The sequence below is a fragment of the Empedobacter sp. UBA1574 genome, assembly GCF_002322895.1.
Taxonomy (GTDB): Bacteria; Bacteroidota; Bacteroidia; order Flavobacteriales; family Weeksellaceae; genus Empedobacter; species Empedobacter falsenii_B.
On sequence record NZ_DCOI01000029.1, the window covers coordinates 88,011 to 109,416 of the forward strand.

Annotated in this window: 20 protein-coding genes and 1 tRNA gene; 8 read left to right on the top strand and 13 right to left on the bottom strand. The window is 32.5% G+C overall.

What is annotated here, in order from left to right; genetic code table 11:
- Nucleotides 1-30: 30 nt before the first annotated feature.
- Genes B3578_RS08900 through B3578_RS08915 form a run of 4 tightly spaced genes read right to left on the bottom strand, consistent with a single transcriptional unit; the run spans nt 31 to nt 3,670 of the window.
- On the bottom strand, nt 31-426 hold the full coding sequence (locus B3578_RS08900) for an acyl-CoA thioesterase (protein WP_038336752.1): 396 nt from the start codon (nt 424-426) through the stop codon (nt 31-33).
- Complete coding sequence (locus tag B3578_RS08905) at nt 407-1,411, bottom strand: Gfo/Idh/MocA family protein (RefSeq protein ID WP_219034045.1); 1,005 nt, start codon at nt 1,409-1,411, stop codon at nt 407-409. The genes B3578_RS08900 and B3578_RS08905 overlap by 20 nt, the downstream gene beginning before the upstream one ends.
- 5 nt (nt 1,412-1,416) lie before the next feature.
- Entirely contained in the window at nt 1,417-3,078 is a 1,662-nt protein-coding gene (locus tag B3578_RS08910; protein WP_125349979.1) for a DUF6909 family protein, read from the bottom strand.
- Between the two features lie 13 nt (nt 3,079-3,091).
- A complete protein-coding gene (locus B3578_RS08915; protein WP_219034044.1) occupies nt 3,092-3,670 on the bottom strand; it encodes a DUF3109 family protein in 579 nt (192 codons plus the stop codon).
- Between the two features lie 71 nt (nt 3,671-3,741).
- Here B3578_RS08915 and B3578_RS08920 point away from each other — a divergent pair, with 71 nt between their 5' ends.
- From B3578_RS08920 to rsmI, 4 genes are all read left to right on the top strand, one after another.
- Nucleotides 3,742-5,478: a 1-deoxy-D-xylulose-5-phosphate synthase gene (locus B3578_RS08920; protein ID WP_291047966.1), complete on the top strand. Its 1,737-nt coding sequence runs from the start codon at nt 3,742-3,744 to the stop codon at nt 5,476-5,478.
- The gene (locus B3578_RS08925; RefSeq protein ID WP_219034042.1) at nt 5,478-5,759 is read left to right on the top strand and encodes a hypothetical protein; all 282 of its coding nucleotides are present in this window, start codon (nt 5,478-5,480) and stop codon (nt 5,757-5,759) included. The genes B3578_RS08920 and B3578_RS08925 overlap by 1 nt, the downstream gene beginning before the upstream one ends.
- Before the next feature lie 61 nt (nt 5,760-5,820).
- The gene (locus B3578_RS08930) at nt 5,821-6,315 is read left to right on the top strand and encodes a DUF4252 domain-containing protein (RefSeq protein ID WP_038336746.1); all 495 of its coding nucleotides are present in this window, start codon (nt 5,821-5,823) and stop codon (nt 6,313-6,315) included.
- Between the two features lie 60 nt (nt 6,316-6,375).
- Complete coding sequence (rsmI, locus tag B3578_RS08935; RefSeq protein WP_221854392.1) at nt 6,376-7,050, top strand: 16S rRNA (cytidine(1402)-2'-O)-methyltransferase; 675 nt, start codon at nt 6,376-6,378, stop codon at nt 7,048-7,050.
- On the opposite strand, the gene recJ is transcribed toward rsmI, so the two are convergent.
- The 3 genes from recJ to B3578_RS08950 are packed head-to-tail and all read right to left on the bottom strand — an operon-like array spanning nt 7,047 to nt 10,227.
- A complete protein-coding gene (gene recJ / locus B3578_RS08940; RefSeq protein WP_221854393.1) occupies nt 7,047-8,747 on the bottom strand; it encodes a single-stranded-DNA-specific exonuclease RecJ in 1,701 nt (566 codons plus the stop codon). The genes rsmI and recJ overlap by 4 nt on opposite strands.
- Before the next feature lie 48 nt (nt 8,748-8,795).
- Nucleotides 8,796-9,545 carry a uroporphyrinogen-III synthase gene (locus tag B3578_RS08945; RefSeq protein WP_019974792.1) on the bottom strand — a complete coding sequence of 250 codons (750 nt, stop codon included), beginning with the start codon at nt 9,543-9,545 and terminating at the stop codon, nt 8,796-8,798.
- A gap of 7 nt (nt 9,546-9,552) precedes the next feature.
- Complete coding sequence (locus tag B3578_RS08950) at nt 9,553-10,227, bottom strand: DUF4271 domain-containing protein (protein ID WP_221854394.1); 675 nt, start codon at nt 10,225-10,227, stop codon at nt 9,553-9,555.
- A gap of 66 nt (nt 10,228-10,293) precedes the next feature.
- Here B3578_RS08950 and B3578_RS08955 point away from each other — a divergent pair, with 66 nt between their 5' ends.
- Both B3578_RS08955 and B3578_RS08960 read left to right on the top strand, forming a co-directional pair.
- Nucleotides 10,294-11,016, top strand: a complete 723-nt coding sequence (locus B3578_RS08955; RefSeq protein WP_280037302.1) for a polyprenol monophosphomannose synthase — start codon at nt 10,294-10,296, stop codon at nt 11,014-11,016.
- The gene (locus B3578_RS08960) at nt 11,013-11,411 is read left to right on the top strand and encodes a DUF4296 domain-containing protein (RefSeq protein WP_286495291.1); all 399 of its coding nucleotides are present in this window, start codon (nt 11,013-11,015) and stop codon (nt 11,409-11,411) included. Before B3578_RS08955 ends, B3578_RS08960 begins: the two co-directional genes overlap by 4 nt.
- A 154-nt stretch (nt 11,412-11,565) precedes the next feature.
- Here B3578_RS08960 and B3578_RS08965 read toward each other — a convergent pair whose 3' ends face one another.
- From B3578_RS08965 to B3578_RS08985, 5 genes are all read right to left on the bottom strand, one after another.
- Entirely contained in the window at nt 11,566-13,050 is a 1,485-nt protein-coding gene (locus B3578_RS08965; protein WP_286494932.1) for a RagB/SusD family nutrient uptake outer membrane protein, read from the bottom strand.
- Nucleotides 13,051-13,065: 15 nt separating this feature from the next.
- Complete coding sequence (locus tag B3578_RS08970; RefSeq protein WP_291047984.1) at nt 13,066-16,194, bottom strand: SusC/RagA family TonB-linked outer membrane protein; 3,129 nt, start codon at nt 16,192-16,194, stop codon at nt 13,066-13,068.
- Nucleotides 16,195-16,670: 476 nt separating this feature from the next.
- Nucleotides 16,671-16,741 (bottom strand) — tRNA-Cys (locus tag B3578_RS08975).
- 52 nt (nt 16,742-16,793) lie between these two features.
- On the bottom strand, nt 16,794-17,150 hold the full coding sequence (gene folB, locus B3578_RS08980) for a dihydroneopterin aldolase (RefSeq protein ID WP_219034030.1): 357 nt from the start codon (nt 17,148-17,150) through the stop codon (nt 16,794-16,796).
- A gap of 70 nt (nt 17,151-17,220) precedes the next feature.
- A complete protein-coding gene (locus B3578_RS08985) occupies nt 17,221-17,823 on the bottom strand; it encodes a superoxide dismutase (protein ID WP_219034029.1) in 603 nt (200 codons plus the stop codon).
- A 135-nt stretch (nt 17,824-17,958) separates the two neighbouring features.
- Here B3578_RS08985 and B3578_RS08990 point away from each other — a divergent pair, with 135 nt between their 5' ends.
- On the top strand, nt 17,959-19,164 hold the full coding sequence (locus B3578_RS08990; protein WP_219034028.1) for a serine hydrolase domain-containing protein: 1,206 nt from the start codon (nt 17,959-17,961) through the stop codon (nt 19,162-19,164).
- The gene (locus tag B3578_RS08995) at nt 19,139-19,846 is read left to right on the top strand and encodes a 3'-5' exonuclease (protein ID WP_038334981.1); all 708 of its coding nucleotides are present in this window, start codon (nt 19,139-19,141) and stop codon (nt 19,844-19,846) included. Before B3578_RS08990 ends, B3578_RS08995 begins: the two co-directional genes overlap by 26 nt.
- Nucleotides 19,847-19,898: 52 nt before the next feature.
- Here the strand turns inward: B3578_RS08995 and B3578_RS09000 are convergent, their stop codons facing one another.
- Nucleotides 19,899-21,320, bottom strand: coding sequence for a hemolysin family protein (locus B3578_RS09000; RefSeq protein ID WP_114998216.1), 1,422 nt, complete (start codon nt 21,318-21,320; stop codon nt 19,899-19,901).
- Nucleotides 21,321-21,406 lie beyond the last annotated feature (86 nt).

Genomic DNA, 21,406 nt, shown 5'->3' on the forward strand with positions numbered 1-21,406 from the left:
ATGTTTCGACTTTTTTATTGATATAATTTTTTAACCTTTTCCAGCTAAACGATCCACCACATATTCTATTTGTGTTTTCCCGTGTGGTTTTGGTTTTCCTTCTGCATCTAAATTTACCATCGTAATTCGATCGACTGTAATAATGGTTTCATGCGTCATTTTGTTACGTACTTCGCATTGTAAAACCAATGAAGTTGTTCCAAATTTCACCACTTCAATTCCAATTTCTACAATATCACCTTCACGAGCCGAAGCCATAAAGTTGATTTCCGACATATATTTGGTCACAACATGCGAATTTTCTAATTGCACAATGCTATACAACGCCGCTTCTTCATCAATCCAAGCCAAAAGCTTTCCTCCAAAAAGTGTTTTGTTTGGGTTAAGATCTTCTGGTTTTACCCATTTACGAGTGTGAAATTTCATAGTTTTCTATTTTAAGTTCTTGCTTATTTTCTGTTGCCAAATGATTCGCATCCGAAATAAACTTGACTAAATTTACAGCATATTTTCCATCTAACAAAGATTCATTATGACGGATTAACGCGTCAGAAATTTCGGCAATGGCGTTAGGATGAAAATTCTTTTGTTCAGTAGAAATTTTGTTTGAACAACACACATTTTTTAAATCAGAATAAATCATTTGATTAAGATATTGATCTCCAATCTTTATTGTTCCTTTTTCAGCAATAAGCGTGATATTACTTTCGAAATTTTTATTGAAAACTGACGTTGTATAAATCATATGTCCGATTGCTCCATCGGCAGTAAAATCAACACAACCCGAATCATCAAATTCTGTCACTTCTTGATGCGTAAAATTGAAACTTTTTGAATTTGTACAAATTACCTCATCAAACCAAAAATTCATGATATCAACAAAATGCGAAAATTGAGTAAATAAAACACCTCCATCCATTTCTTGGTTTCCGTGCCATTCACGCAACTTGTAATAATTCTTGTTACGATTCCAATAGCAATTAATATTCACCATGAAAATTTTCCCTAATGAATTATTATCTATCAAATTCTTTACATATTGCACAACTGGAGAAAAACGAAGCTGCATCGACGTAAAAACTCTAAGTTTCTTTTCGTCAGCAACTTTCAGTATTTCAGTAATATCTTCTACAGTTAATGCAATTGGTTTTTCAATCAAAACATTTTTTCCCGCTTTTAAACAACGAATCGCATGTTCGCGGTGCAAACCATTTGGCGTAGCAATCACAACAACATCAGTTTCTTGATCTTCGTTCAGAAAACTTTCAAGTGTTGAATAACCTTTGAAAGGTAAATCTTCTGGTAAATTGAAATCAATCACCGAAATTAATTGCGCATTTTCCGTTTCTTCTATCGCTTGTTGATGTACACGTCCAATATGACCGTAGCCTAAAATGGAAAAATTCTTCATTGAATTTATTTAATAATTTTTTCTAATATCTTTTGTGTGATTAGATAAGTTGGTTTTACACCTGTTAATCCTAAACCTCCAGAAGCCAATGTACTTCCTGTTTCTAACGGATTATCAGAAGCGTAATAAGCATACATTACTTTAACATCTTTATCAATGTGATGTCTAATTTTTGACGCAACCTGAATCGCTTTTTGATAATGCGCACCTTCCATTTCTAATCCAATCGCTTGGAAAGACGAATTTTTGAAATACTCTAAAACGTCTTTATTTTGTAATGATGTTCCTAAAACCGAAATCATTGGTCCTTCGTAAACACCTAAACCTTGTCCTTCGAAATCTGCAGCGGTTAATTCGTTATCAAAAACATAATTATCTGTTGTTCCTTCGAAAACGTGTGCTGTCGCAATCATTATATCACCTTTTATTCCTTCAAGAATACCAGCTTTACCCATAATCGCAACAGATTTTACATTCATTTTGAATTTTACATCTCCTACTTTGTATGGTTTCAACAACTCATCCATCGCCTCAAATGCTTGCTCACCAAAGGCATAATCCATTACAATAATCACCTCATTGTTCTTATCTTTTGCATAAGAAAACGCAGAATTGGCAATGTTTACTTTAGATAAATCAATAATCTGAACATCGATATTTGTTCCTGATTGATCTTTGATGTAAACTAAACCATTTTGTTGAGTGTATTCATTTAACGAATCACGCAACATTTTGTTGTTTGCCGCACTCAAATCTTCGTAAATTTCTACACCATCATTTTTGTATTTTCTTTTTAATCCATCATAGGCATACAACATGTTAGACACACTATGCATATTAGCAGAAATAATGTGAATGTTTTTATCTTGAAGATTATTTTCGAATAATACACGTTTGATTTCATTCGCCCATTTTTCTCCAATCATATGATGACCAATCGATTCACGTAAAGTTGACGTAAATGTAATTTCACGTTTCTTTGTTCCGATACGATCTTGTTGGCTAGTATAGCCCATCCAATAAACTACACGGAAAAAATAATCTTTGTCGTCTGCTTTACTGAAATAATGATGAATTTCTTGTGTTTCTTCAAATGTTCTTCCTAAAATCGTCGATAAATGCATCAAAGCAACTTCGCGTTCTTTTCGAGAAATTTCAACTTCATTAAATGCAACATTTTCGATAAATTCCCACGCTCTACTTTTAGAAAGTGTTTCGTTACTAAATGCTCTATTTCTGATTTTATCCGCTTCGTTATATAAAAACGTTAAGTGCGTTAACACATCATAAATGTCAGAACGACCGCGAGAAATTTCGATATTCATCTGGTCATCATCAATTCTATAACAAAAACGACGACGTTTTGCAGGAATAATTGGTGTAAAAATAGAACGATCATAGCCTTCGTCAGATGTAAAAGACACATATGGCGTTTCTACAATTCCTTCTGGTAAACGATCTAAAACATACATTAATCCACTTAATTCTACTTTGTTTGGATCTGTCATTGATCCGTAGATTTCAGGATTAATTTCGAATAATAAATTTCTTAATATTTTTCCAGGTGCACCAGATGGACGGTACACTCCTCTATGAAATAAATGACGCATAGAGATATATAATCTTTCAATAGCGTCAGTAGATCTTCTTGCTCTTGTTATTGACATAATAATTTTTTTTTTACTTTTTTTGGTTGTTTAATTCTTGTTGAATGTCCATTAATTCATCGTACCATTCTTGTCCAAATTTTCGGACCAACGAATCTTTTGCAAATGTTGCAACATTCACTTTCAATTCTTTTCCTAAGGTACAAGCATCTGAGCAGATATCCCATACATCATAGTTCACAGAAGTGAAATTTGAATATTCCTTAACACGAACTGGATACAAATGACAAGAAATTGGTTTTTTATAATCGACCTTTCCGTCTTCGTATGCTTTTTCAATACCGCATTTTGAAAAACCATTTTCTTCGAAAACTAAATAGGCGCATTCGCGATTATTGACTAATGGAGTTACCCAATCACCGTCAGTATCCATTGTGTATTTACCTTCTTGCTCAATCACCGCAATTCCTTCGGGACGCAAATAAGGTTTTACATCTTCATAAATATCGTCTAATACAGTTAGTTCGTCATCATTCAAAGGCGCTCCTGCGTCACCTTCTACACAACAAATCCCTTTACATTTGTTAAGATTACAAACAAAATCTTCATTTAGTAGTTCTTCAGATACAAGGGTTTTTCCTATTTGGAACATGTTACATTAAATTTTGTAACATGCAAAGGTACGGAAAATTCCTCAGAAAAATGTAATTTTGTAAAAGAATAATGGATAATCTACTTTCAAAAATCAATCATCCTAAGGAACTTAGGACTTTTGAAGCGTCTCAATTAACTGCTTTAGCTCACGAGATGCGCGAGTTTATTTTGGATACTTTGAGTGTAAAACCAGGACATTTAGGTGCTAGTTTGGGTGTGATTGAATTAACGATTGCATTACATTATCACTACAATACACCTAAAGATTTGTTGATTTGGGATGTAGGTCATCAATGTTATCCACATAAAATTTTGACTGGTCGTCAACAAATTTTCGATTCTCTTCGTCAGAAAGATGGTATTTCTGGTTTTCCAACGCGTACAGAAAGTGAGTTTGATACATTTGGAACGGGACATTCTTCTACATCTATTTCAGCAATTGTTGGGATGGCAACAGCAGATAAAATCAATCAAATCAATAGAAAACATATTGCAATTATTGGTGACGCATCAATTACTTCTGGAATGAGTTTAGAAGCATTGAATCACCTTGGATCGACAGATTTGGATGTTTTAGTGATTTTGAATGATAATGATATCGGAATTGATCCTTCGGTTGGTGGTTTGAAAAAACATTTTAAATCATTAGAAAATCAATCCGAAAATATCTTTACCAATTTTGGTTTAAATTTCATCGGAACAATTGATGGGCACAACTTTGATGAATTACTGAATGCTTTCAATAAAGCTGATTCAATCAGAGGTCCAAAAGTTTTACACATCAAAACAACAAAAGGAAAAGGTTACGAACAAGCCGAAATCGATCAAGTAAAATGGCATGCTCCTGGTTTGTTCGATAAAGAAACGGGTGAAATAAAATCGAAGAAAAAAGAAAAATCGTATCAAGATGTTTTTGGAAAAACCATGCATCAATTACTTGAAAATAATTCACAAATTGTAGCCATAACGCCTGCTATGTTAACAGGAAGCAATTTAGTAAAATGTCATCAAGATTTCCCAAAACGAGTTTTTGATGTCGGAATTACAGAACAACATGCGGTAACGTTTGCAGCTGGTCTGGCGACGCAAAACACCATTCCGTATTGTATGATTTATTCGACATTTTTACAACGTGCCTACGACCAAGTGATACACGATGTAGCGTTACAGAATCTACCAGTTGTGTTTTGTATTGATCGTGCAGGATTCGTTGGTACAGATGGCGCAACGCATCATGGTTATTTTGATATAGCATATTTACGCGAAATTCCAAATATGATTGTGTCTTCGCCTCGAAACGAAAAAGATTTCAAAAATCTATTGTATACAGCACAGTTTACAACTCGTCCTTTTGCAATTCGTTATCCAAAAAATAATATCCAAACAAGTAATTCTAAAGTCGAAAAAATAGAAATCGGTAAATCTGAAATTATTTTTGAAGGAAATCAATTAGCAATTCTTTCGACTGGATTGATTAGTTCTCGAATCGAAGAAATTATCATCCAAAATCATCTTCAAGATAAAGTTGCTTTGATTGATTTTCCTTTTATCAAACCTTTAGATGAATCTCGTTTAAAAGCTATTTCGTTGAAATATTCTACCATACTAACTTTTGAAGATGGGATTAAAAAAGGAGGTTTTGGAAGTGGAATTTTAGAGTTTCTGAATTCAATACATTACAAAGGAAATATTACAATCAACGGTTATCCAGACGAATTTATCGAACACGCTTCGATTACCGAATTAGAAGAAATCGTTGGTTTGGATGATGAATCAATTTTGGAAATGATAAAAAGTTATTTGTAATGGAAAATGAGTATTTAGAAAAAGCTTTAGTTGGTTTTTTATTAGGTCTAGGAATGTTAATATTTATATCTCCTTTCTATTATCCATATTATAAAAATAAAAAATCGAAACCTAAATTTGGAATTGATTATGCAGTAAAAAGAGAAAATAAATTAGACCATTTAAAAGACGGTTTTAAAGTTTTAGCTTATAATCGATTAATAGGTGGAATTATAATAGGATTTTTCCTGATAATTTCTTCAATTGTCTATTTGGTTTTAGGAATTATTGAATATTTTTAAACTTAATAATTTTCGGTACGAGAGTTGTAATAGCTTTTTCTAATTTATAAACACAACAACAATGAAAAAAATAATCGGTTTATCTTTTATAGCAGTATTGTTAACATTGCAATCTTGCGGTACAACAAGCAACATGCAAGAATTCTACAAAAAATATGATAATCAATCTACTGTAATTCCTTTACCTTCTTTTGCGTTGAAATTAGCTGGAAAAGCTGGTGGAACAGATTTATTTAATTATTTAAAATCGGCTAAAGTTTTTGTTGTTTCAGATGCTGGACAAGGAAAGCAAAAAAGAATCATGAATGATTTGCAGTCATCTATGCGTGGTGAAAAATATGAGAACTTAGTAAAATTCAAAGCGAAAGACAGCCGTTTGAACATTTCATTACAAGAAGATGGCGGACGAGTTAAGAAAATGATTTTTGGAATTAACGGTTTACGAAATGTATTGGTTATCGATTCGAAATTAGATATTCCTAGAACAGATTTAGACAAAATTTTGGACAAAGTTTCGGCTGAAGATATTGCAGATTTAGCAGATATTTTGAAATAATATAGGAAGCCAGCTAATTTGCTGGCTTTTTCTTTTGAAATTACTTTGTAACTTTGTCGCATGAGTGGAAAATTATATTTGGTTCCGACGCCAATCGGAAATTTGGGAGATATGACATTTAGAGCGGTTGATGTGCTAAAAGAATCGGATGTGATTTTGGCAGAAGACACGCGAAATAGTGGTATTTTACTGAAACATTTCGAAATTTCTACTCCAATGCGTAGCTACCATATGCACAATGAGCATCAAGCAACTGAAGATATTATTCGTCAGCTAAAAGATGGTCAAATCATTTCGATTATTACTGATGCCGGAACTCCAGGTATTTCTGATCCAGGTTATTTATTAGCAAAAGAATGTGTAGCAAATAATATCGTAATCGAATGTTTACCAGGTGCAACCGCTTTTGTTCCTGCATTAGTTGTTTCTGGATTACCAAATAATGAATTTACTTTTGTTGGATTTTTACCTGTGAAAAAAGGTCGAAAATCGAAATTAGATTCATTAGTAGAAGAAAAGAAAACGATGATTTTCTACGAATCTCCACATAAAATTGGACGCACATTAAAAGATTTAGCCGAAGCTTTTGGAGCTGAACGCAAAGCAAGTTTATCACGCGAAATCTCGAAAAAATTTGAAGAAACTTTACGCGGAACATTAACTGAATTAGCCGAAATAGCTGAAAAAAGAAATTTAAAAGGTGAAATGGTTTTGGTTATAGAAGGACATCATTAATCGTTGAAGCGAATATCTTTGATATTCAATTGCCAAGTTCCTTTTCCTTGCCAATAATTCATTCCGATTGTGTAAACCATATCAAACGATTGTCCTTTCTCTAATTTTGGTCCAAATTTCCCTAATTTGAAACCAATTGCAGGAAACGTAATACGTGTATCTCGCTGATGTACGTACAAACGCGCGTGTTCTTTACCAACTAATCGGAAATCCGTTGCTAATAAATCCTTCGAAATAAAAACAGGATTCATATTATCTGGTCCAAAAGGCGCCATTCGCATCACCGATTCCAAGAAAGAACGTGTCATATCCTTAAAAGAAATCTCTTTATCGATCAAAATTGATGGCGTAAAATGTTTTCCATTCGACATTTCTTTCACTGTTTGATCAAATCTAATCTTGAATTCTTCAAAGTTTTCTTCTTTCATTGCCAAACCAGCAGCAGCCATATGTCCACCAAACTGTGTTAACAAATCTTTGTTTTTTTCGATTGCCGAATGTATGTCAAACTCTTGAATAGAGCGAGCCGAACATACAATTTCGCCTTCATTATTCTTCGTGCAAACAATGGTTGGTTTATAATACAAATCGACCAAACGAGAAGCAACAATTCCGATTACTCCTTTATTCCAAGAAGCATCGTAAACAATGGTCGAATATTTTTCTTTGGTATTAATTTGATCCAGTTGAAAAAGTGCATCATGTGTCATATCAAGATCCAAGGTTTTGCGTTCATTATTTAATGAATTTATATCATTCAAATATTTACGGCAATCCTCTTCATCTGTACTCAACATAAAACGAACCGCTTCCGAACCGTGTTTTATACGACCTGCAGCATTAATTTTTGGCGCAATAGAAAAAACAACATTCGAAATATTGACATTATTTTTAATATTAGTCGGAATTAATTGCTGAAAAGCTAAACGAGGTTCTGAATTTAATCGTTTCAAACCAGCAAAAGCCAATACACGATTTTCTCCTGTAATCGGAACAATATCAGCCGCAATACTTACTGCAACTAAATCTAAAAGAGATAAAAGATTTTCTTTCGGAAGATTAAATTTCTCGGTATAAGCTTGTACCAATTTAAACCCAACGCCACAACCGCTCAAATCTTTGTAAGGATAGCGACAACCTTTTTGTTTCGGATCTAAAACAGCGTACGCTTTTGGCACAGAACGATCTGGTAAATGGTGATCACAAATAATATAATCTATGCCTTTTGATTGTGCATATTTTATTTCTTCGTGTGCTTTAATCCCACAGTCTAAAGCAATAACAAGTGAAATATTATTTTGTACAGCGAATTCTATACTTTGTTGAGAGATTCCATAACCTTCATTATTTCGGTCTGGAATATAAAAAAAGACTTTCGAGTAGATAGAAGTCAGAAATTCGTAAAACAAAGTTACAGCTGTCGTTCCATCTACATCGTAGTCTCCAAATATTAAGATATTTTCTTCATCATCAATTGCATTTTTGATACGTGAAACCGCATCAGACATTCCTTTCATCAAAAAAGGATCATGCAATTCGTCTAAGGATGGATTAAAATACGATTTGGCTTGAGCAAAATTCGTAATTCCACGTTGGACTAATAAAATAGCAAGCACCTCAGATATGTTAAGCGATTCTCTTAAATCCTTAACAACTTCAGTATTGGGCTGTTCTTTTATTTCCCATCTTTTTTCCATCTCTTTAATTTACATATTTTTTAATTAGAGAGAAGGGTAAAGCGAATATTATTTTGATTTATTTGCTTCTTTCACGTATTTATCTAACGCCATTGTCATTGAAGGCGTTTGTGGTGTTGGCACCTCAATGTCTACACGTAATCCCATCTCTTTTGCTTGATCTACTGTCGATTTTCCGAAAACGGCAATTCTTGTATTTTCTTGCACGAAATCTGGGAAATTTTCAAATAATGATTTGATTCCTGAAGGTGTAAAGAATACTAAAATATCGTATTTTACATCAGACAAATCAGATAAATCACTCGATACAGTTCTAAACAAAGTTGCTTTTTGCCAAGTTAATCCTAAACTATCTAATAAAGTAGGAACATTTGGTTTTAAAACATCAGATGCTGGTAATAAGAAGTTTTCGTCTTTGTGCTTTTTAAATAAAGGCACCATATCCGCAAAAACTTTTTCTCCAATATAAATTTTACGTTTTCTGTAAACAATGTATTTCTGTAAATAGAATGCAATTGCTTCTGATTCGCAAAAATATTTCATAGAGTCAGGAACAGTAAAGCGCATTTCTTCTGCTAAACGAAAAAAATGATCAATAGCGTTTCTACTTGTAAAAATTACAGCAGTCACTTTGCTAAAGTCAATTTTTTGTTGTCTTACTTCTTTAGCGTCTATTCCGACAACTTGGATAAATGGTCTAAAATCAATTTTGATTTTATTTCTTTTTTCAATCTCGTAGTATGGCGAGTTTTCTGCCTGAGGCTTAGGTTGAGATACTAATATTGATTTAACTTTCATAGTAATTTTAGATTACTTTACCTACAATTAATAGTTTTGCTAATACCATTATAGGTAAAATTTCTAGGGTGCAAAGGTACAAAATATTATAATACCAAACTGATTTATTGTCACTTATTTGTTTTGCATATATATGATAAATTTCGAATATTCTATTCAAAAACAACAAAATAAAGCCAATCACCATCAAGTAATCTTTGTTAATTTGTGTGTAAAAAAACAAAAAACAAATAATAAGTAAGAGTAAAACATTTTTTGCATTAACAAAACTCGAACTTTTCATAAAATATGAAACAGAACTAGATTCGTAGAAAACACGATAAAAAATTACCTCAATCATCAACCTAAAGAGCATAATCAAACTGATTAAACCAAAGGTAATTCCGACACGTGAAAGATAATAAAACTTAAAATTTGGAATATGATTATACGTAATATCAAAATACGAAACCAACAACAAACTTATCAGTAAAACCGTCACACCATTGACAATAAAACTAAATAACGTCGTATTATCATCTGTAAAACTCATGTATTCGGTTTTATTATCTAGCGTTTTGAAATTTTTCGCAAACAAGTATTTTGCTGCACAAACCAATAACAAACACACCGTCAAAGCAATAAGAACAGTATCATTGCCAAGTGTATTTTTTCCTATCGAGATTAAATCGTTTGTTTTCATAATTTTTTCAAAAATACAAAAGACTAACAATCTTATAACTATCTTTATGCCCACAAAATAATATTTATGTCGGACAAATTAGTTATTATCCCGACCTATAACGAAAAAGAAAACATAGAAGCCATTATTCGTGCAGCTTTGGCTGTTGACGGAGCATTTGATGTGCTTATTGTTGACGACAGTTCTCCAGACGGAACGAATGATATTGTAAAACGTTTGATTCCTGAGTTTAATGGACGTTTGCATTTAGAAATTCGTACCACAAAAGATGGTTTAGGACGCGCTTATGTACATGGATTTAAGTGGGCTTTAGCAAATAAATACGAATATATTTTCGAAATGGATGCCGATTTTTCGCATAATCCAAATGATTTACCTCGCTTATACCAAGCTTTAGCAGATGGTGCCGATTTAGCTATTGGCTCACGCTATTCTAATGGTGTAAATGTTGTGAATTGGCCAATGAACAGAGTTTTATTGTCTTATTTTGCGTCGAAATATGTGAGCATCATCACGCGATTACCTGTTCATGATGCTACAGCAGGGTTTGTTGGTTATAGAGCAAACGTGTTGAAGTCTCTGGATTTGGATAAAATACAATTCAAAGGGTATGGATTTCAGATTGAAATGAAGTACAAAACTTGGATTAAAAAATTTACACTAAAAGAAGTTCCAATTATATTTACAGACAGAACTTTAGGCGAATCAAAAATTAGTTCTGATATTATTGGAGAAGCCGTTTTTGGTGTAATTTCGTTACGATTAAGAAAAATATTTGGCAAATTATGAAAAACTTGATCTTTTTATCACTGATTTTTTTGAGTATTTTTAGTTGCGCACCAAAAAATTACGACAAACCAAAAGATCTCATCGGTAAATCTGAAATGATTGATATTCTTACTGATTTATATATTAGTCAACAAGGATTGCAGATGTTTCCTATTCAAAATCAAGATCAAAGTATCGATTTAGCAAAAGATGCGGTAGATATTATGAAAAATTATGATATCACATTTCATCAATTTTCTGAGAGTTACAAATATTATATGATGCAACCTGAAAAATTCAAAGAAATGCTGAATGATGTGAAAATAAATCTTGAAGATAAATTATCTGACGAAGAAAAAGAGCGTCAAAAAAATCAAAAGAATAGCTTAAATAATACCATAAAAGCAGAAAAATAACAAAAACCCTCAAGTGAATCACTTGAGTTTTTTTTTGTTTACTATATTTTAGTATACATAATTTTTTTTTAAATAAAATCGAGGCTTTCCAAATGGAAAACCTCTAAAAATGTTATATTTCTCTATGAGGAGAAGATATATATAAAAAATGTTATCACGATGGATTCTGTTCACACAACGGATTCGAATTGATTTCAGCGACAGGAATTATCCATTGCCATTTTAAATCTGTTGGCTCTATTGTATAAACGTTGTTAATAACAGTTGCATTGTGATTTGCTCCTGTACGATCTAATTTTTGACCTAATCGTTTTAAATCGAAGAATCTAAATCCTTCTCCCCATAATTCGATTCGTCTATTCAGTAAAATCTGTTGATAATATGCATCCCCAGAAGTTGTAAATCCTGTGAAAGATGTATCCCTTGCTTTTTCTAAAGTTGTTAATACTGCTTTAGATTCTGTTTCTTTTCCTAATTTATATAACGCTTCTGCTTCTATCAAATACATTTCTGCCACACGCATAAACGGTACATCTCCTAAAGAACTTGATGTACTTTGTGCTAAAAATTTTTGAGATGTATATGCAAATAGTGAATAGTTAGACGGTAAATCTAAACTTGTATGCTTTCCTGTCGGATCCACAACTTGCGTACGAACATCTGTTGTTGGAAAAGCATTGTACAAATTGGTATTCATCACTTTTGGAGCAGTACGAATTTGAGATGAATTGTAATTTCGAGACATATAAGCATGGAAATTTCCGAAATAGTCGGATTGATCTTCTTGAATTGTTACGCCCCACATCCATTCTGGATTTGAATAATCATTAAACCCAGCTTTGTATTGCGTTTGTGACATTAACGAAAATTGTGATTTTACCTCGTTAGCATATTCAGCAGCTTTTGCATAATCTTGCTGAACCAAAGCAACTCTTGCCATAATACCTTTTACATTTTCGATCGAAAAATGTGAAGCATTAGACGCTTTTTTTCCTGTTAAATAAGTTTCTGCTTTGGCTAAATCATTCCAAATTTCAGTATAAACTTCTTGTACAGTTGCACGCGTTTTTGGATCAACATCTTTTGGATCATCTCTTAAAACAACTCCTAAATCAGAATTTGCGGCACCTGCTACATATCTTTTACCATACAACTGAACTAATTGAAAATATCCAAATGCACGGTAAGCATAGGCTTCTCCAATAGCTTGATCTTTTATATCCTGATCTCCCGATGCATCATCTCCGTATGTAATAATGTTATTAGCATTTTTGATCATTTCGTACCAAAATGTCCAAGGATAAGATGAAGTTGTAGAAGAATTGTTGCTTTGAGAAATCCATCTTAATTCACTTACAAACCAGCCATTTCCAGTAGAAGGAAATACAACATCTTCTCCCATTACATCTGTAATAATCAGTTGTGCTGTATAACCATTATTACCTTGAGATTCATTTTGTCTAACATACATATTTCTATGCATTCCATTTATTGCAGCCATTAAGTTATCTGCTGTAGAATAAATTGTTTGATCACTTACTGAGGATGTCGGAACAACATCTAAATAATCATCATTACATGATGATAACGAAAATGATGATAATCCAATAACTACTAGTAATAATTTTATCTTTTTCATTGTAAATTCATTTTTTTAGAAAGAAACATTTAGTCCTAAACTTACTGTTCGAGACGGAGTGTAACGATAAGTTGTTGTACCGTTGAATGACTGCGCTGGTTCTAAACCTTGTCTTGCGGTCCAAGAATATAAATTCTCACCAGAAACATAAACTCTCAAATTGCTTAAACCAATTCCTTCAATTGCTCGTTTATCGAAATTGTAACCTAATTGTACTGTTTTGATTGTTAAATAATCTGAACTAACCAACCATCTTGACGAAGCAGCAGAAGCATTTGTTGTATTCGCAGTACTCATAATTGGCACATTTGTAACATCTCCTGGACTTTTCCAAGCTGATAACATATCTGTACTAATTGCTTGTCCTTGTGGATAAGAACTCATTAATAACGCATAATTACTATCATATGTTTTTCCTCCTAATTGATAATTCAACATAATTGAAGCATCAAAATTTCCAACTCTGAAATTATTTGTAATACTACCATAAACATCTGGTAATGATGATCCTGAATAATCATACAATGCATTCGCATAATTAGTAGTTACTTTAGTTCCGTTAACTGTACGTGTATTAGAATCGTCTGCTTTTGTTGGATCTTGAACATACAAAGCTGCTCCATCCGAAGAGTCTACACCATACCATTGACGCAACCAGAAATCATACAAAGAATGACCTTCTGCAATACGTTTTGTTCCATTGATAATTGCATCATCTTTTCCATTAGCCATTTTCAACATTTCGTTTTCGTTATGAGCAGCAATCAGACCTAAATCCCATGAGAATTTATCATTTCTAACAATCCCAAAGTTTAATGAAAGCTCGATTCCTTGATTTCTCATTTTACCAATATTTTGATAAATAGAATTTCCTGGAACTCCAGCAGAATTTGGCACAGGAACAGCGAAAATCATATCTTTTACATCTTGTAAATAATATTCTAATGATCCTGAAATTCTATTTCTGAACAATGCAAAATCTAATCCTACATCAAACGAATTTTTAGATTCCCATGTTAAGTTAGAATTACCAACTTGACCAAGTAAGACTCCCGATTCTGTCCCATTGTTATATCCCAAAGAATATAAATCTAAATCGACCTCATAACCTGGTTCTTCGCCAATTCCGCCATCATTCCCAACTTGTCCATAAGAAGCACGTAATTTTAATTCATTAATAACTGATGAATCTTTTAAGAAATCTTCTTTGTGGATATTCCATCCACCACCTACAGACCAGAAAATACCTTGATTATTTTCATCCGAAAAACGAGATGACTTATCTAAACGAGCAGAAGCAGACAACAAATATTTGCTTGCATAATCATAGTTAACGCGTGCAAAATATCCTTCTTTTCTAATGATGTAATTGTACCCCGTTGCACTTGTTGTATTCAAGAAATTGACTAGTTCATAAATACCAGAAACAGTTTCTCCAGTTTTACGAATATTAGAATAATCAGTTTTTCTCTCAAAACTTTCGTGACCTAAGATTGCATCGAAGTTGTGTAAACCGAATGATTTTCTATAATTTAAGATTTGATTGAATGTTGTACCTGTATACTTATATTCCGTAATTTCTAAAGCAGCAGTACCAGACGCATCTCCAATTTCTTTATTACCATATTCTTTGTATTTGTAATTTCTTACATCATATGATAAGTTTGAAGTAAATGTTAAACCTTTTGCAAGTTTAATCTCTGCATTAAATCTTGAATTAATAGAATTAGAATCTTGATATTGATTATTCAACAAAGTTTCTTGCAACACATTTCGTCCAGAACTTGCACTAGAACCTCTACCACGAGATTCGTTTCCATCATAAACAGGATTTCCTTCTGTATCATAAACACGTTGTCCATTTGCATCATACAAATAAGGCGAATAAATTGGCCCCATTGCTCGTGTAAAATAAAATGGATTGATATAAGAAGAACCTCCACTAGAATCAGCTTGATTCGATTTAATTAAACTTCCTGATAAATTAGTTCCTAATTTTAACCAATCTGTAACTTGAGAATCTACATTTACACGTGCATTATAACGTTCGAAATCAGATTTTATCACATAACCAGATTCTTTATTATAACCAAAACCTGCAAAATATGTTGTCTTCTCATCACCACCCGAATAATCTATATCATACTTTTGAAAAGACCCTACACGAGAGATATAATCTTGCCAATCAAAATCATTGTATAAAGCATCAGATGAAGTTAAAACTCCATCTACAACAACTTGATTATCGGCAACTCCGTAAATATTATTTTTAAGATTATTTGTAATTAAATTCGTTGAAGCATAAGCATTCGCTTGTGCTAATGTTGCAGAAGAATTTGAAGCTAAATAGCCATTTCGCATAGATTCCCAAGTAGCAACATAATAATCTCCAGCTCCAACTCTCGAATATTCTGGTATAGCTCTCGTTACAACTCCTGTATTTGAAGATAATCTAAAAGATCCTTTACCTTTTTTACCTTTTTTTGTTGTCACCATAACAACTCCATTTGCAGCTGATGCTCCATATAAAGAAGTTGAAGCAGCATCTTTTAAAACGGTCAATGATTCGATATCATTTGGATTCAAATCTTGTAAACTTCCTGTGTAGATAACCCCGTCTACAACATACAATGGCGAACTAGATAAGTTATAAGAACCTACTCCTCGAACTTGCACTTCCAATCCAGAACCAGGCTGACCAGAACCAGTTGAAACTTGTACGCCAGCTACAGCACCATCTAAAGCTTTTGCCACATTAGATAAAGGTCTGTTTTCTATATCTTCAGCTTTTATAGTTCCCACAGAACCAACTACAGTTTCCTTTTTCTGTACACCAAAAGCGGTTACAACCGTTTCTGCAAGATCTACAGTAGTATTAGACTGTAATTTAATAACACCTAAATGATTGCTCGAAACAACATAATCTTTTCCATTAATGATTAAAATATCACCAATTTTAGCATCAATATCAAATTCTCCATTTTCATCTGTGTAAGCTACTTTGTCTGAACCTTTGATTCTAATTTGCACATCTGCTTCTGGAAAACCATTGCCATCATTTATAATTCCTTTCGTTTGCCCATACGAAAATGCAGCAAAACCAAGAAAAGCGAATAAGCTTAATGAAGTTAATTTTTTTCTCATGTTTAATATAAATTGATGCTACAATGATATTTGACATCTTTAACTTCGAGATTATTTTAACTTTCATTCAATTTTAATTAGAATTTACTTAACATAAATAATGAATGATTTTGTTTATTATTTAATGGAATAATTAAGTAAAATTTTAAACATGACGTTTTAACTATTTTTAACATAATAATTGTACTAAAACGCACAACCTGATTTTCAGAAGATGAAAAAAATTGTAAAAAATAAATTTTTATGCTTCTTACAAAATGACTTAATATAAAAATCAAACAGACTTCAAAACAACTAAAATCATCCTTATATATAATATTGTTGTTTTCACAATATTGCATAAGATAATAACTATCAAAAGCAGTTAATAGTTGATAGATTTAAAAGCTTTTCGATACCTATTGTGAGGTTTTTTTGTGGAAAAATAAATGGACGAAAATAAAAAAAGCACTAATCAAATTGATTAGTGCTTTTTGAGGTTCCTAGCGGATTCGAACCGCTGTGGACGGTTTTGCAGACCGCTACCTAGCCTCTCGGTCAAGGAACCATTCCCGTTGTTTTGGATTGCAAATATAGCAATAATTTCAGAAAAAAAAAGTTTAATACGATTTTTCTAAAATAACACTCACTTTTTCTACATGCCCACCAATAGGAGGATTCAGCTTAGATAATTTTACTTTTGCATACGTGACATTCGTAAGTTCTTGACCTATACGATCTAAGACTCTTTTACAAACATGTTCCAAAAGTTTTGAACGAATACCTACTTCTTCCTTCACAATTTTATTTAACGAAACATAATCCAAAGCATCTATCAATTCATCCGATTCTGTTGCTTTCGTAAAGTCTGCATGCGCTTCCAAATCAACCAAATAATCAGAACCAATACGTGCTTCTTCATCTAAACATCCGTGATTCGAATATATTTTTATATTTTCTAAAATAATTATTCCCATAGTTCAAAGATAAAAAAAGACTTGCGTATTTCTACACAAGTCTTGTATTGTTTAATTTTTTTAAACCTTATTATTTTGCAGATGCATATCTTTCCGCAACTTTATCCCAGTTAATTACAGAGAAGAAAGCCTCAATATAATCAGGACGACGGTTTTGGTAGTTTAAGTAATAAGCATGTTCCCAAACATCTAATCCTAAAACTGGAAATCCTTGTACATCAGCAACCGGCATCAAAGTAGAATCTTGATTTGGAGTTGATGTAACAACTAATTTTCCATCTTTTACGATTAACCAAGCCCATCCAGAACCAAAGCGTGTTGCAGCAGCTTTAGAAAACTCATCTTTGAAAGCTTCAAAAGATCCAAAAGCAGCGTTAATTGCATCAGCAACTTCTGCAGTTGGTTGATTAGCACCACCTGGAGTTAAAATTTCCCAGAATAAATTGTGATTATAGAAACCTCCACCATTGTTACGAACAGCAGGTTTGTCAGTTCCTTTTGCTAAAATTTCTTCGATTGTAGCGTTTGCTAAATCAGTTCCTTCAATAGCAGCATTCAAATTATTTGTGTACGCAGCATGGTGTTTATCATGGTGAATTTCCATTGTTTTTGCGTCAATATGAGGTTCTAATGCATCAAATGCATAAGGTAATTTTGCTAATTCAAAAGCCATAATATTTATTTTTTAGATTTAATTTTCTTGTATAAAGATACACAATAACTCAACAAATATGATTCCGAAATGATAGAATTTTAACATTATTTAATAGTAAAAGCTTATTTTAGTAAAAGATTCTAAATTTTTGAAATGAAAATACTTTGGAAAATAATAAAATGGTTCATCGTAATCATTTGTGTATTAATCCTAATTCTTTATGCAACAGGGAATGACTACATTTTTCGTGGCGTAAAATTAACCTATATGAAAGGTGAAAGCACTGCAAATATCAACGATTACAAAGATTTTGATAACAATGTAATTTTGGCAGATGCACCGCGAGTTTGGCATCAACATTTAGATTATAATCAATTTCCGTTGTCAGCTAATTTCGAAAAGGAGATGAACGATTTCGGAACTGCTGGGTTAGTTATTATAAAAGATAATCAAATTTTGAGCGAATATTATTTCAATGGATATGCGCAAAATGATATTACCAATTCTTTTTCGATGGCGAAAACATTCACGACAATGATGTTAGGAAAAGCGATTGAACAAGGTTATATCAAAGGTTTAGATCAAAAAATAACAGATTTTATTCCCGAATTTAAAAACGATAAATTTGGAGCTGAATGCACCGTTGGTGATTTATCTGCGATGACTTCTGGTTATGATTGGGACGAAGATTATTATTTTCCTCTAAATCCTACTGCAAAAGCATATTATGGCGATGATATAGTTAAACAAATGTTAGCTCGAAAATTTGTTTCTCAACCTGGTGGACATTTCAAATATCAATCGAGTGACACGCAATTATTAGGAATTGTGATTGAACGCGCGTTAAAAAATAAATCGTTATCACAATATTTTCAAGAAGAATTTTGGCAACCAATGGGTATGGAATTAGATGCACAATGGTCGAAAGATAATCCGAAAGGAATGGAGAAAACCTATTGTTGCTTCAATGCAACAGCGCGAGATTTTGCCAAACTTGGACAATTATTATTGAATGATGGAAATTGGTACGGAAAACAAATTTTAGATTCAGTATTTGTTCAGAAAATGGTTTTACCAAACAAAAAAGCATTCGGACCAAATGAGTCACAAATTTATGGTTATTCAGTTTGGATGGATTACAATTACAAAACGCCTTTTTATGCAATGTTAGGACATTTGGGACAACGTATCATTGTAATTCCTTCAGAAAAATTAGTTATTGTTCGAACTGGAAAAACGCATAATGATCAACCAAACAATCATCCAATTGCAGATGGCGATGTTTACCGATTGGTAGACGAAGCAATGAGAATTAATCAAAAAGTGAAAGAAAATGATCCAACGAATTCCTTACAGTAAAATATTATTTTTAGATATCGAAACGGTTCCACAAACCGATGATTGGAATCTTTTGTCTGAAAGAACACAAGCTCTTTGGGAAAAGAAAACAGCTTATCAACGCAATAATAATGAAATTTCTCCTGAAGAATTTTACCACGAACGTGCTGGAATTATGGCTGAATTTGGAAAAATTGTATGCATTTCAGTCGGAATTGTAGTTAAAGATTCTTTTATTCATATCAAAAGTTTTTATGGTCACGACGAAAAGAAATTGTTAGAAGATTTTAATTCAATGTTGATTGAAAATTTTTTCAAGCCTGATCATATTTTATGTGCACACAACGGAAAAGAGTTTGATTTTCCGTATATAGCTCGCCGAATGATGATTAATCAAATTGAAATTCCAGCTATTTTGCAATTATTTGGTAAAAAGCCATGGGAAGTTCAGCATTTGGATACAATGGAATTATGGAAATTTGGCGATTACAAGAACTTTACATCGTTAGATTTATTGGCAAATGTTTTCGAAATTCCAACACCAAAAGATGATATCGATGGTTCACAAGTTGCACGAGTTTATTACGATGAAAACAATGTAGAACGCATCAAAGATTATTGTGAAAAAGATGTTGTAACCTTGATTAATGTTTTCCGAAAAATGCGCTACGATCAACCTTTACAACGAAAAGAAGATTTATAAAAACGAAAAAATCCGCTAATGAGCGGATTTTTTATTCTATATTTTTTAATGATTAATTTTCATCATCTTCTGCTGAATCTGGTTCATCGCGAAAGTTTTCAATCAATTCATCTTTCACTTTCAATTGAACTTGCTCAACAGAATTTCGGTACATTTTGATAATTGTTCCTGTATATTCTTCCAAATCAATCAAATCTCCTTCTGTTAATTCTTTATCAGGATAACATTCAGAAATCAATCCAGCCAACGTATCATAATGTTCACTTTCTTCGAATCTAAACGGTACTAAACGATTAATATCGCTTATCGCGTTGTGTGCATTTATATTATAAACACCTTCAGAAACACGAGAAACTATCGGATCTTCGTTATCATATTCGTCTTGAATTTCTCCAACCAACTCCTCCAAAATATCTTCCATCGAAACAATTCCTGCAACTTCACCAACTTCATTTGTTACAATTGCAATTTGCATATGTTTTTTCTGAAATTGTTTCATTACATTCTTAATCAATGCATTTTCTGAGATAAAAATTGGCTCTCGCAACAATCCTTCAATTTCAGTTTGATTTGGATTTTCCAATAATTGCTTGATTAAATCCTTAGCGTAAATGATACCTTTTATATTATCAAATTCTTCTTCGTAAACAGGATAACGCGAATAACCTTCATTAATCGCATAATCTAACGCATCTTTTACAGAAGTATTAATATTAATTGCAGAAACATTTTTACGTAATGTTTGAATATTCATCACTCGACGATCATCAAACTCAAACACATTTTGAATTAAATTACGCTCAGATTCTTCAATTGCTCCACCTTCAGAACTTTCTGTAATAATCATTTTCAACTCTTCTTCTGTGTGAATTTCACCTCCATGAATAGGATGAATTCCAATCGCACGAAGAATTACATTTGCCAAACCATTCATTAAAACAATAAGAGGTTTGAAAACAAAATAAAATGCACGAAGAGGCCAAGCTACTGTAAAAGTAGTTTTTGTTGGATACTGAATCGCAATAGATTTCGGCGCTAACTCACCAAAAACAATGTGCAAAATAGTAATGATAACGAAAGCTGCTGGGAATGCAACATTATGCGCAATCGCTGTCCAAGAAGGAGAAGTTAAACCAACTACTTCAAAAAGTTTTACGATTACAGGTGTTAAAGAGCTTTCTCCAACCCAACCAAGACCAAGCGAAGCTAATGTAATACCTAATTGTGTTGCGGCAAGATAAGAATCTAAATGATTAACGATTCGTTTTGCAGCATTTGAAGTTCTTTCGTTAATATCTTGATTAACTTCAATTTGTGACGAACGTACTTTTACAATTGCAAACTCGGCTGCAACGAAAAAACCATTTAATAAAACAAGGAAAATTGTAAGCAAAAGTTTTGCTACAGAAATTTCATCGGCGACATTGTGATTAGCGACTAAAAACAATGTCGAAATCTGGGAGTATGTATCCATTCTTCGAATTTAAAAAACTGACTTGTTATAAGTTTTTATAAGCCAGTAAATCAATACATCTAAATTAATAAAAAAAAATAAAAATC

What these genes read in the sequence shown, in the direction of transcription:
- B3578_RS08900 (WP_038336752.1), bottom strand. Translation starts at nt 426, where the DNA reads ATGAAATTTCACACTCGTAAATGGGTAAAACCAGAAGATCTTAACCCA.
- B3578_RS08905 (WP_219034045.1), bottom strand. Translation starts at nt 1,411, where the DNA reads ATGAAGAATTTTTCCATTTTAGGCTACGGTCATATTGGACGTGTACAT.
- B3578_RS08910 (WP_125349979.1), bottom strand. Translation starts at nt 3,078, where the DNA reads ATGTCAATAACAAGAGCAAGAAGATCTACTGACGCTATTGAAAGATTA.
- B3578_RS08915 (WP_219034044.1), bottom strand. Translation starts at nt 3,670, where the DNA reads ATGTTCCAAATAGGAAAAACCCTTGTATCTGAAGAACTACTAAATGAA.
- B3578_RS08920 (WP_291047966.1), top strand. Translation starts at nt 3,742, where the DNA reads ATGGATAATCTACTTTCAAAAATCAATCATCCTAAGGAACTTAGGACT.
- B3578_RS08925 (WP_219034042.1), top strand. Translation starts at nt 5,478, where the DNA reads ATGGAAAATGAGTATTTAGAAAAAGCTTTAGTTGGTTTTTTATTAGGT.
- B3578_RS08930 (WP_038336746.1), top strand. Translation starts at nt 5,821, where the DNA reads ATGAAAAAAATAATCGGTTTATCTTTTATAGCAGTATTGTTAACATTG.
- rsmI (WP_221854392.1), top strand. Translation starts at nt 6,376, where the DNA reads ATGAGTGGAAAATTATATTTGGTTCCGACGCCAATCGGAAATTTGGGA.
- recJ (WP_221854393.1), bottom strand. Translation starts at nt 8,747, where the DNA reads ATGGAAAAAAGATGGGAAATAAAAGAACAGCCCAATACTGAAGTTGTT.
- B3578_RS08945 (WP_019974792.1), bottom strand. Translation starts at nt 9,545, where the DNA reads ATGAAAGTTAAATCAATATTAGTATCTCAACCTAAGCCTCAGGCAGAA.
- B3578_RS08950 (WP_221854394.1), bottom strand. Translation starts at nt 10,227, where the DNA reads ATGAAAACAAACGATTTAATCTCGATAGGAAAAAATACACTTGGCAAT.
- B3578_RS08955 (WP_280037302.1), top strand. Translation starts at nt 10,294, where the DNA reads ATGTCGGACAAATTAGTTATTATCCCGACCTATAACGAAAAAGAAAAC.
- B3578_RS08960 (WP_286495291.1), top strand. Translation starts at nt 11,013, where the DNA reads ATGAAAAACTTGATCTTTTTATCACTGATTTTTTTGAGTATTTTTAGT.
- B3578_RS08965 (WP_286494932.1), bottom strand. Translation starts at nt 13,050, where the DNA reads ATGAAAAAGATAAAATTATTACTAGTAGTTATTGGATTATCATCATTT.
- B3578_RS08970 (WP_291047984.1), bottom strand. Translation starts at nt 16,194, where the DNA reads ATGAGAAAAAAATTAACTTCATTAAGCTTATTCGCTTTTCTTGGTTTT.
- folB (WP_219034030.1), bottom strand. Translation starts at nt 17,150, where the DNA reads ATGGGAATAATTATTTTAGAAAATATAAAAATATATTCGAATCACGGA.
- B3578_RS08985 (WP_219034029.1), bottom strand. Translation starts at nt 17,823, where the DNA reads ATGGCTTTTGAATTAGCAAAATTACCTTATGCATTTGATGCATTAGAA.
- B3578_RS08990 (WP_219034028.1), top strand. Translation starts at nt 17,959, where the DNA reads ATGAAAATACTTTGGAAAATAATAAAATGGTTCATCGTAATCATTTGT.
- B3578_RS08995 (WP_038334981.1), top strand. Translation starts at nt 19,139, where the DNA reads ATGATCCAACGAATTCCTTACAGTAAAATATTATTTTTAGATATCGAA.
- B3578_RS09000 (WP_114998216.1), bottom strand. Translation starts at nt 21,320, where the DNA reads ATGGATACATACTCCCAGATTTCGACATTGTTTTTAGTCGCTAATCAC.